At 45.7% G+C, this 11,608-nt stretch carries 8 protein-coding genes; 3 read left to right on the top strand and 5 right to left on the bottom strand.

The annotated features are described in order from the left end of the window. On the bottom strand, positions 1-1,234 hold a 1,234-nt coding region (locus Q0338_RS05515; RefSeq protein ID WP_298085885.1), incomplete at its 3' end, for a UvrD-helicase domain-containing protein. Between the two features lie 164 nt (positions 1,235-1,398). Between Q0338_RS05515 and Q0338_RS05520 the strand changes: the two genes are divergently transcribed. After that, a complete protein-coding gene (locus tag Q0338_RS05520; RefSeq protein WP_298085886.1) occupies positions 1,399-2,271 on the top strand; it encodes a LysR family transcriptional regulator in 873 nt (290 codons plus the stop codon). Between the two features lie 238 nt (positions 2,272-2,509). On the opposite strand, the gene Q0338_RS05525 is transcribed toward Q0338_RS05520, so the two are convergent. The 4 genes from Q0338_RS05525 to sstT all read right to left on the bottom strand — a co-directional run bounded on the left by Q0338_RS05525 (position 2,510) and on the right by sstT (position 9,489). Next, entirely contained in the window at positions 2,510-5,470 is a 2,961-nt protein-coding gene (locus tag Q0338_RS05525; protein ID WP_298085887.1) for a TonB-dependent hemoglobin/transferrin/lactoferrin family receptor, read from the bottom strand. 368 nt (positions 5,471-5,838) lie between these two features. After that, positions 5,839-6,276 (bottom strand): hypothetical protein, encoded by a 438-nt coding sequence (locus Q0338_RS05530; protein WP_298085888.1) that lies wholly within the window; start codon positions 6,274-6,276, stop codon positions 5,839-5,841. A gap of 171 nt (positions 6,277-6,447) precedes the next feature. Further along, positions 6,448-8,169 (bottom strand): M3 family oligoendopeptidase, encoded by a 1,722-nt coding sequence (locus tag Q0338_RS05535; RefSeq protein WP_298085889.1) that lies wholly within the window; start codon positions 8,167-8,169, stop codon positions 6,448-6,450. A 15-nt stretch (positions 8,170-8,184) separates the two neighbouring features. After that, positions 8,185-9,489 carry a serine/threonine transporter SstT gene (gene sstT / locus Q0338_RS05540; protein ID WP_298085890.1) on the bottom strand — a complete coding sequence of 435 codons (1,305 nt, stop codon included), beginning with the start codon at positions 9,487-9,489 and terminating at the stop codon, positions 8,185-8,187. Between the two features lie 142 nt (positions 9,490-9,631). Here sstT and metK point away from each other — a divergent pair, with 142 nt between their 5' ends. Beyond that, positions 9,632-10,834 (top strand): methionine adenosyltransferase, encoded by a 1,203-nt coding sequence (metK, locus tag Q0338_RS05545; RefSeq protein ID WP_298085891.1) that lies wholly within the window; start codon positions 9,632-9,634, stop codon positions 10,832-10,834. A gap of 133 nt (positions 10,835-10,967) precedes the next feature. Beyond that, entirely contained in the window at positions 10,968-11,567 is a 600-nt protein-coding gene (locus Q0338_RS05550; protein ID WP_298085892.1) for a hypothetical protein, read from the top strand. Positions 11,568-11,608 lie beyond the last annotated feature (41 nt).

Genomic DNA, 11,608 nt, shown 5'->3' on the forward strand with positions numbered 1-11,608 from the left:
GCTTTAGCGAGAAGTCGTCGTTTTCGTTTGCGACCAGCCTTAGGTAGCTGATGACGTCTTTGACCTCGGTGCGCTCGTAGAATTTAACTCCGCCGACCATTTTATACGGGATTTTTTCCTTGGTTAGGCCTTCTTCGAGCGAGCGGGAGAGGGCGTTTATGCGGTACAAGATCGCGATATCGCTAGCCTGCGCGCCGCTATCAAGCAGCTTTTTGATGCGTTTGGCTACCTTTAGGCTCTCCATCGTTTCGTCGTCTGATTCCATTAGCGCCACGTCCTCGCCGCCTTCTTTTGTGCTTTTTAGCTCCTTGCCCAGGCGGTTTCTGTTGTGATCGATGAGCTCGTTTGCCGCGCGTAAAATTTGACTCGTCGAGCGGTAGTTTTGCTCTAGTCTTATGACTTTGGCGTCTTTAAACTGATCTTTAAAATTTAATATATTTTCGATTTTTGCGCCGCGCCAGCCGTAGATACTCTGATCATCGTCGCCCACGACCGCGATATTTTCGTGCGTTAGGCAGAGTTTGCGCAGGAGCTTGTACTGCAAGTCGTTGGTGTCTTGATACTCGTCCACCATCACGTAGGAGTATCGCTGCGAGATCTCGCGCGCTAGAGCTTCGTCCTCGTCTAAAATTTTATAGCTAAGGCAGAGCAGGTCGTCAAAATCCACGAGGTTATTTGCCGCTAGATACTCCTCGTAAAGCTTGTAGATGTTTGCTAGCTTTGCGTGGTAGCCGTCTTTGAAATTATGCCCGTTTGCAAACATGCCGCCGTGATTTAGCACCTCTTCTACGCTTAAAAGCGAGTTTTTAAAATTTGAGATCTCGCTGGCTAGCACCGAGGTTGCGATATCGCCCTCAAAGCCTTTTAAGATACGCTTTTTATCGTCGGTATCGATGATGACGAAGTTGTTTTTGCGCTTTAAGCGGTCGATGTAAAATTTCAAAAACAAAAGCCCGAATTTGTGAAAAGTGCAAAGCAGCGGAGTGAAATTTTTACCGGCGGCGCCTAGCATATTTAGCGCGCGGGTTCGCATCTCGCTTGCGGCTTTGTTGGTGAAGGTTAGCGTTAGGGTATTTGACGGCGGGATGCCTAGCTCGCTTATGAGATAGGCTAGGCGAGTAGTGATGGTTTTGGTTTTACCGCTGCCGGCCCCGGCTAAAATCAGCATCGCTCCGTCGGTATGCGAGGCCGCCTCGCGCTGGCTTTCGTTTAGTTCGTCTAGTAAATCGGGCATTAAATTTCCTGCTTTATTTATTAAAATGATTAAATTCTAACAAAATAAGCTTAAAAATCGCCGCTGATTTAAATTCGGGTCTGATTAAGAGCGTTTTCAGATATAAATCAATACAATATTAAAAATATGATTTTATAAGTTGATATAATAATAAGGAGTCCGATATGATCAATGATTTTAGTAAATTTTATACCTTTATGGAGATAGTGAAAGAAAGAAGTTTCTCAAAAGCCTCAAGAGCGCTGGGTATCTCGCAGCCCGCAGTTACTTTGCAGATGAAAAAGCTCGAGGAGATGCTGCAAACAACGCTAATAATGCGTAAGAAAAACGGCATCGTCCTAACTCACGAGGGCGAGAAATTTTACAAGCTCTGTACTCAGTTTGAAAGCGCTATGTTTCGCTTTAAAGACGAGCTGTCACGCATAAAAACCGATAAAGTGCCGCTAGTCATCGCCACCACGCAGCTCATCGCCGAGGCGGTCATCTCGATACTGCTGGATAAAATCTCGCAAAGCGTAGGCAGCGAGCTAGACATCAGGATAAAGGAGCAAAACGAGCTCATAAACTACCTAAAAGACCGCCGCAGCGACATCGCAATCATCCTGGAGCAGTCGCTTGATAGCAGCTTGCTCGTTAAAAAGCTATTTGACTACGAGCTGATTTTGGTTTCAAATAAAAAAATCGCCGAAAGCGTGAAGCCTGAGGAGCTTATCAAGTTTAAATTTATCAAAGATAGGACGCGAACTTATCTGGATGATATCTTGCATAAGCACGGCGTGGACGCGCATGCGCTTGACGTGGCGTATTCGCTAGACGGTTCGATAATGGTCTGCCGCGCGTTGGCGTCAAACCATGCCGATACGTACGTGGCGTTTTTACCGAGATTTTTGATCGAAAACGAGCTAAAAAACGGCAGGCTGTTTGAGATAAACATCTCTAAATTTAAGCTCACTCGCTCGGTTTATGCCGCCGCGTTAAAAGAAAACGAGGAAGCGCTACATAAATTTCTAAAGATCAAGACGAGTTTTAATTTTTAATTCGCTTTAGCGCGGACGCTAAATTTGACCAAAATCGGTCTTTGCGCCGCATAAATTTAAAATACTCTCGCGTAAAGCCAAATCGGGAGCAATCTCGGTTTGGCGATTTTTATAATTTCAAATTTTAAAAACTAGGCCGTCAAATTTGACTGTAAATTTATCATTTTTTAAAAGCGAAAAATAAGTTAAGAGTAAAAGCAAGGAGACGGGCGAGAGCCCGTCCGAATAAGAATGCGGCTTAAAACGTAAATTCCCAGTTTAGCCTGAAATTTCTACCGGCCGAGTAGAAGCGGTTGATACCTAGTCCCGTGGTTCTATCGATCATGTTCATAGTACCAAAAGGCCTGATAGAGCGCGCAGCGTCCCAAGTGATGTATTTTTCGTTGGTTAGGTTGTAAACGCCCAGTCTAAACGTCAAATTTTTAATCGGGCGCACGTAAGTTACGACGTCCACTAGGGTGTAGGCGTTGCTTCGCCATTTAGAGTGGCTGTTTGTATTGTACGGGTTGCCGTACGGGTCGGTGTCTAGACGCCAGAACATATTATAGGTGTCTTTTGCTTTTTTAGATGCGACGTTAGTTACATAGATGTCGGCGCCGAATTTATCCGCCGGGCTCGCGTAGCCTAGACCGTAGATCGCAGTAGTCGGCTGTATGGCATTCATCGGCACTTTACCGTCGTTATCGGTTTGTACTCTGCCTTTTTGCAGCGTTAGTTTGTAGCTAGCGTGAAAGCCCTCTAGCGAGTCTGAAATTTGACCAAAATGCAGCATAGAGTTTATCTCAAAGCCGCGTACGGTTGCTTTGCTGCGGTTTACGTTGCCGTATAGCGCAAAAGGTATGGTGTTGCCGCCGCCGCCCGTGGCGTAGCTTTTGGTGCCTAGAGATATTAGGTCGATAAAGTTATCGTATTTGGTCTCAAAAAAGCTAGTGGTTATAAAGCTTTTATCCTCGTGTAGCGTCAACGCAAGCTCTTTTGTCTTAGCTATTTCAGGTTTTAGATCCGGATTTGGTTGGATGGTAAAATCAGGATGCTTAAACGCCAAATATAGTTCGTCCGTGGTCGGCGCTCTAAAGCCTTTGGAGTATTTTAGCTGTACTCTAAAGTAGTCTAGCGGATCGATGTCGGCTCCGATAGCATAGGAGCTGTTGGTAAATTTTTTATTTTGAGCGATGTATTTTATATTTGCTAGCGCGTTATTAGGCACTTCTTGTTTCCATGCGTCGTGGGCTATTTTCCACTCGTCTCTATCTGCATAGTCCCACCATTTTGGCTCTGGGCTAGGATTATACGGCACGAAAAGACCTAGCACCATATCGTCCGGGATTTTAGGCGTAGAGCCCGGGACGTAGTTTGGTTTATATTTTATCTTGTCGTAGCGGTAGCCTAAATTTATCCCCAACCAGTCGTTTACGCGCATATCGTCGTTGAGGTATAGCGCGCCTTCTTTTGTTTTAACCGGGATGAGAAAAGACGTGAGAGGCTCGGTTCTAGGGCAAAGCGCGTAAAGTAGCGTTAGCGGCGCGTTTTCGCACGTATACGGCGTGCCGGTAAAATCCGTACCTAGAGTCTTAGGCGCCCACCACTGGTTATTTGTAGTGTCGTAGCCTTGCTTATTTGTCATGGATTTTTCGGTTTTAGCAAAGCTTAGTCCGTATGCGATATCGTGCTCTACGTCGCCCGTTTTGGCGTATTTGTTAAAGTCTAGGTTAAACTGTTTGGTGTTCGTGTCCAGATCGCGCTCTTTCCAGTCGCGGCTTAAGTAGCCCTTGCCGTATGGAGTGATTAGGTATCCGCTCTGCGAGCTTTGTTTAAAGGTCTTGCCCGTGCTTGCGTCGGTATAGCTTTTATCTAGTGGAACGGTTGATTTGACGTACTGGTCGGTGGCGTAGTCGTATTTTAGCACGTCGATATTTGGCTGAGAGCAGTCAAATACCGAGCAGTCAAGCCAAGTGTTGCTTACGTTTTGATTGATGCTAAATTTATTCTGATCATGGACGTTTCCTTGGCTATCTACGAGTCTGTTTACCCACATTAGCCCACCGTACTGCGGATCTACTTCTTGGGTTCTTTGTAAAGTTACTTCGCCGCCGTACTTATCGACAACCTTGTTGTTTTTAACCTGAAGTCCGATAGGATTTGAAATTTCAGCGCAGTTTTCTCCTGCTTGGCAGTGTTCCTCGGTTCTGGCGCGGGATTTGATTTTTTGGTTGGAGTATGTAAATTTCATCGTATCCCACAACGGAGTTTCGCTAAAATTTTCATAGGCAAAAGCGCGATTTTTCCTATCCATCATATCGTCGTTGTATCTTAGACCGGTATCTATGATCTCGTCCCTGTTGCTAGAAAGCGTAAGCGTGTATGATAGGTCTTTGCCTTGAGATCGGTTTTTGTAGGTATCTGACATAAAGGTAAATCTATGCTCCTCGTGAGGCTGGAAACCTAGCTTGATGAGGCTGCTCGTTTTTTTGATATAGTACGGGTCGGCCTTTTCTCTGGTTCTACCTAGCACGCTATCGTCATAACCCTTGTAACCGTAGTTTTCCGTCTCGTGGTGTCTGCGCTTAGTTTGTACGGCTAGGATATCAAACCACTTAAACCTACCGGCTAGGGTGTGCGAGTGCATGGTTTGATTATCGGCGGTATTGTAGCCGCCCTTATAGCCGTAAAAATAGTCCTTATCTAGCAAAAGATCCCTTGCGTCTTTGGTTTCAAACATCACGGAGCCGCCCAGAGAGCCAGAGCCCGTACGAACGGAGTCTGCGCCTTTTGAAATAGTGGCTTGTTTTAGCGTTTCAAATTCCACGCCGTTGCGGGTGTTGTTAAAGTTTCCGTATCCTTCAAATAGCTCTTTAAAACCCTGCGAGCTTAGCGTTTGAGCCTGATGGAGCCCGTCTACGGTGATAGCCACGCGGTTTTCCTCCACGCCTCTTATCGCGTAGCCGCTCTGACCGAAACGCCCAGCCTCTACGGTCGTTACGCCCGTTTCGTATCGCACGAGGTCTTTGTTATCAGAAACCTGCGTTTTGGTTAGTTCTTTGGAGCTTTTTACGCTTTGGCCGACTTTTTTTTGCATCGGATCATTCTCAGCGCCTGCTTCGCCGCTAACCGTTACTTCTTTTAGCTCGACTTCGGCTTCTTTTGCATTTAAATTTGACAAAAGAAGCAAAGCGGCAAGAGAAAATTTAAGATGATTCATTCTTGTCCTTATTAACGATAGTTTTGATATTCATTTGCTCTTAAATGCGAAATGATAATAAATATTTGTTTATAGTTTGATTAAAAATTAGTTGTTTATCTTAAAAATTATAAATCAATTTTTTATATTAAGGAATAAAAGGATTGTTGTTGGTAAAACTGGTACAAATAGGATAATATTTTGCTTAAGCAAATTTAGTAAATTTAAGATAAAGCCTGTATCTGACAAAAATCAAACGCAAAGCGCAGTAAGCGCTATAAAGCCGTCTGCTCCTGCAAAACTAATATCGCACGGCTCAAATCAAGGAAAAGCGTATTAAAATAAACTGATAAAAAATAGTGCGAGCAAAACGACGGGGAAAAGTTTGCTCACTTTTTAAATAAATCTTTATTATTCGGGTTTGACATTAGTGCCGACATCGACTTTTCGAGCTGATTTTTTTGGGATTTGTAAATGGAAAAATTTACCAAAATCGGGCTGTTTTCCACCAAAATTTGCACGATAGCTCCAAGCGGAAAGCTAACGATGCTGGCGAAATTTTCCTTACCAAAACCCGCCTCGAAGCTCAGCTCCTCCGGAGTTAGCTTGGCACTGCTAAAAGTGTAGCCGGCAAGCGTAAAGACGATAACGGGCGCCGTAAAAGTGCTCATAATATACTCCGGCAGCTCGGGGTTAAATTTAACCAGATCAAGGTTGGCCATCGCCGAAAAGGAGCGGTCGTTTTTTAGCAGATACTCCACGCACTCAAAAACGTGCTCCTTCATCATAGCCGCAAATCTCTCGTCGTCTAAAATCTCATCAAGCATTTTACCTCCTTTTGTGCCTTTTCTCAAATTTGTCACCCGTCGCCACGCCGAATTTGGCTTCAAATAAACGCAAAATTTAGCGTCAAATTTGTCGCCTTTGACTCGGTTAGGCTCGCCAAATTTATCCGCGCTTTTAAATTTACTCCCCAAAACGCGTCAAATTTGCGCCCGCTACGCTTCCTGGCAAAACTCCTCCACTAGCTTTCTAACCTCGTTTATGCCGATTTGCCAAAACGCCGCGTCCTCGATATCAAAACCAAACATCCCGACCAGCTCTTTTGGCGAGCGCGAGCCGCCCGCGCTTAAAAACTCGGTGTAAATTTGCACGAAATTTTCGCATTTGCCGCTTTTATAAAGCCCGAAAATCGCCAGCACCAAAAGCTGCGCGTAGGAGTAGGCGTAGCAGTAAAACGGCGTGTGGATAAAGTGCGGGATGTAGCTCCACCAAATTTTATAGTAGTCGTTTAGCGCGACGCTTTGACCGAACATTTTCGCGCTCTCTTCGAGCCAAATTTTATTTAGCTCCTCGGCGCTGATCTCGCCCTCGTGCGCGTGAACTCGGCGCTCAAAGGTCGTGAAGTTTATCTGGCGATAAAGCGTGGCGAAGATATCCTCGATCTTGCCCGCGAGTAGGGCGGTTTTTTCTTTGCCTTTTAGCGTACTTTTGACGTGATCGAAAACCAGCATCTCGCAAAACACCGATGCCGTCTCCGCCGTAGTTAGCGGCGTATCGGCGTTTAGAAATCCGACGCTTTCATAGGCTAGATATTGATGCGCGGCGTGACCTAGCTCGTGCGCTAGCGTAAAAAGATCCCGCCTCTCGTCGGTGTGGTTTAAAAGCACGTAAGGATGGGCTTTTGCGACGCCTGATTGCGAAAAGGCGCCGCCTCGTTTATTTTCGGCCGGATAAACGTCGATCCAGCCCTCTTTAAACGCGCGAGCGGCTATCTCGCCGAATTTCGGGCTAAATTTAGAAAAAGTCTCAAGTACGATTTTTTTGCACTCTTCAAATTTATAAACGCTCTTACTCTGCTCAAGCGGCGCGTATCTATCGTAGTCGTAGAGCTTTTTAAAGCCTAAAATTTTGCGCTTTTTGTCGTAAAATTTAATCGGTAGATCAAAGCTCGTCTCGGCGGCCTTTATCAGCGCGTCCACGCTGGCTTTGGTCGTTTGGTTTGAAAAATGCCGCGGGCTTTCGGGTAGGTCGAATTTCCGCAGCTCGCAGCCAGTTTTTAGGCTGGTTTTTATCATATTATAGATGTAGCTAAGCAGATGCTGCTGCGGCGCTAGACCGTCTGATAGGCTCTTTGCGGCTGCTTTTCGCTCGGATCGGTCTGGGCTGTGAAGCTTGGATAAAATTTCCTCTTCGCCCAGCATTTTGCCCTTAAATTTAAACTTAAGCGCGCTTAGCGTCTCGTCAAAAAGCCGCGAGAAGCCTTCCGCGCCCGTGTTTGCCGTGCGGAGTAAAATTTGCTCCTCTTTTAGGCTTAGCTGGTGGGCTTTTTCTTTTGCGATATTGGCTAGATAGTAGCCAAGTTTCGCGCTTTTGGCGATGATTTTGTTTTGCCTGGCTTCGTCAAATTCGTTAAATTTAAGCTCGAAAAAGAGCAGATGATTTTGCGCCTTTGAGCTTAGCTCGTCAAATTTGGCGTAAAACGCGCCCTTTGAGGTGTCTTTTGAGAAAACTAGGCTCACGTAAATTTGCACGCGAGCGATGTTTTCTAGTAAATTTTCATATTCGTTAAGCGCGGCAAAAAACTCCTCGTCGCTTAAATTTAAGAACTTATCCGAGTATTTTGCTTCAAATTTTTCGCACTCGCTTTGTAGTGAAAGAGCCGAAATTTCGAGCTCTTTTTCGTTTTTAAAAAGCGGGGTCAAGTCCCAAACGTTCATTTTGCGGCCTTAAATTTACTCTATAGTCTCTGAAGCTACGGCGGTGAAAAGTACGTCAGAGGCGCTGTTTACGGCCGTTTCTACCGAGTCTTGGATCACGCCGATGATAAATCCTACGCCAACAACCTGCATCGCGATGTCGTTACCGATACCAAATAGCGCGCAAGCAAGCGGCACTAGTAGTAGCGAACCGCCCGCGACGCCAGAAGCTCCGCAAGCGCCAAGAGCCGAGATAAAGCAAAGCAGTAACGCGTCGCCAAAATCAACGGTGATAGATGGGATAGAGTTTACCGCTGCAAGCGCCAAGATGCCGATGGTTACGGCCGCTCCGCCCATGTTTATTGTAGCTCCTAGAGGGATCGAGATCGAGTAGAGCTCCTCTTTTAGACCTAGTTTTTTGCAAAGCGCCATATTTACGGGGATATTTGCCGCCGACGAACGAGTGAAAAACGCCGTAACCGCACTCTCTCTCACGCAAGTCATCACTAGCGGATAAGGGTTTTTCTTGGTAACTACAAACACCATCGCAGGGTAAACGACGAAGGAAACGAAAGCCATCGCGCCTACTAGAACGAGGATTAGTTTTAGGTAGCCCGCAAGCGCCTCAAAGCCTGTTTCGTGGATGCTGATGGTGACTAGACCAAAGATACCAAACGGCGCAAGGCGGATGATAAATCTAACGATTTTAGTCACGCCGTCGCTAACGTCTTGAAATACTTTTTTGGTTTCTTGCGTGCAAAATCTCATCGCGATACCGCCGCCTACGGCCCAAGTGATGATGCCGATGTAGTTGCCGCTAGAAAGCGCGGTGATAGGGTTTTGAACCATCTTAAAGATGAGGTCTTTTAAGACGTCGACGATGCCCTGTGGAGCGCTCATATTTGCGCTCTCGACGCCTTTTAGCACAAGCTCCATCGGGAAAAGAAAGCTTGCTACGACCGCAACTACGGCAGCCAAAAACGTGCCGACTAGGTAAAGCGTAACTACCTTTTGCATGCCTTTTGCGTGGCCGAATTCTTTTACGATGATAGATGTCGCAACTAGTACAAAAACCAGGATAGGCGCGATAGCTTTAAGCGCACCGACAAATAGATTTCCCAAGACCGCGATAGAGTTTGCGACCGAATTTGCTACGTCGGTTAGGTCTTTTTTTGCTGCGGCTAATTGCGCTGCGTCGCTCACGCCTTTTGCGATTAGCTCGTTATAAGGAGCCGCCTGATAGTGCGTCCAAAAGCCGATAACGGCGCCTAGAGCTATGCCGATTAAAATTTGAACGATCAAATTTCCGTCGGCGAACCTTTTTGCCAGTTTGCTAAACATTCTAGTGTCCTTGCCTTAAAATTTAATATTAGTTTAGGATTATAGCCGAATTTACGCGGAATTTACAAGCTTTGAGCGAGATTAATTTGAATTTTATTATGAAATGTTACAATTGCGAGATTAATTTTCATAAAGGAAAAGCATGTATTTATTTACTTCAGAGGTTGTGAGCCCGGGTCACCCGGATAAATGCGCCGACATCATCGCCGACAGTATCGTAGATACGATCTTAATGCAAGATCCAAACGGCCGCGTCGCTAGCGAAGTTTTCGTCGCGGGTAAAAACATTATAATAGGCGGCGAGATAAACTCTAAGGTTAAGCTAAGTTTTAAAGACTACGAGGCGATCGTTAAAAACGCATTGGCAAAAATCGGCTACGACGGTAAGTCTAAATTCACGAAAGAGCAGTGCCTGCACCCAGACGACGTCGAGATAAAAGTCTGCATAAATCAGCAAAGCTCGGATATAAACCAAGGCGTCGATCAAGAAGGCGGCGAGATAGGCGCAGGCGATCAAGGCATAATGTTTGGCTTTGCTAGCTGCGAAGCGAACGAATATATGCCAGCAGCCATAACCTACGCTAGGATGCTTTGCGATAAGGTTTATAAATTTGCCAAAGCTAATCCCGATAAACTGGGCGTCGATATCAAAACTCAGGTTACCGTAGACTACGGCACGAAGGATAACTTTGAAAACTGCAAACCTCAAAGCATCCACACTATCGTGGTTTCGGCCCCTTGCGTCGAGACGATGAAGATAGAGGAGCTGCGCGCCCTAGTGCAAACTCTCATCGACGACGCGGGCTTACCAAAAGGCCTTTACGATAAAAGTAAAACGCTCATCTATATCAACCCGACCGGCCGCTATGTAAATCACAGCTCGCTTCACGACAGCGGGCTAACGGGTCGCAAGCTCATCGTAGATAGCTTTGGCGGATATAGCCCGATAGGCGGCGGCGCGCAAAGCAGCAAGGACTACACGAAAGTCGATCGCAGCGGTCTTTACGCGGCGCGCTGGATAGCTAAAAACATCGTCGCGGCCGGCCTTGCTAAAAAATGCATCGTCCAGCTAAGCTACGCTATCGGTATGGCAAAGCCTACCTCTGTGAGCGTCGATACGATGGGTACGCAGATCGCTGGCGTAAACGACGATATGCTGTCAAATTTCGTTAGCGAAAACTTCGCCCTCACTCCGCGCTGGATCACGAATAAATTCGGCCTGGATAAACCAGGCAAGGATACGTTTTTATACGCTAAAGTAGCAGCCAAAGGTCAAGTCGGAAATGCCAAATATCCGTGGGAAAAGCTTGACGCGGTTGATACTTTCAAGGCTTTGATTAAATAAATCCTCAAGCCCGCTAAATTTAACGCGGGCTTAAATTTACCCTCAAATTTAAGGCTTCGTATGAAATTTCGCCCAGCTTTACGTCTTAAATTTTACTTCAAAAACCGCTCGGCAAAATTTAAAGAAAATTAAAATGCAAACAGAAGCAAACCAAAACGGCAAAAACAAGACGCTCGGACTCGTTTTGCTCGGACTTTGCGCTTTTTATTTTATTTGCGCGTTAGGTATCTTCGTATTGCCTTTTGACATTCTGGCGCGCTCCTCTTTGGCGCGAGATTTTGTGGAAGCTATGCTTAAAATTTATCCCGCAGTAGAGCGAGCCTTTACTCACACCGATTTTACGCAAAAGGCTGCGTTTTATATCGCTTATATGGGGATTATCAAGGTCGTCACGCTTGTCGGTTTCGTCGCGGCTTGCTTGCTGTGCGGCAGTAAAGAAAATAAAGCTCGCGTGATGAAACAAGCAAGAAAAGAAAATCCGGTAGTGGGATTTTTTCTTTCATTTTGCGGCATTTTGTGGGCTGGTTTTTTGATAAATAGGGATTTTACGGGTTATCATATCGGATATCGTAAGCCGAGAAATTCACCTGGATACGAATGGGTGTTGAAAGCTCCCGGCGAGCTGTTTTGGCAGATGTGTATTGATTTTATGTTTGTAGTTTTTGTTGCAGCTTGTATATTTTACGTATCATTGCAAATTCGGTTGCTATTTCGCAAGCGTAAAAACGCCTAAATTTGGCAAATTTATCTGAAAAATTTATCGAGCAAGCCTTG

This window comes from uncultured Campylobacter sp. (assembly GCF_938018145.1).
Taxonomy (GTDB): domain Bacteria; phylum Campylobacterota; class Campylobacteria; order Campylobacterales; family Campylobacteraceae; genus Campylobacter_A.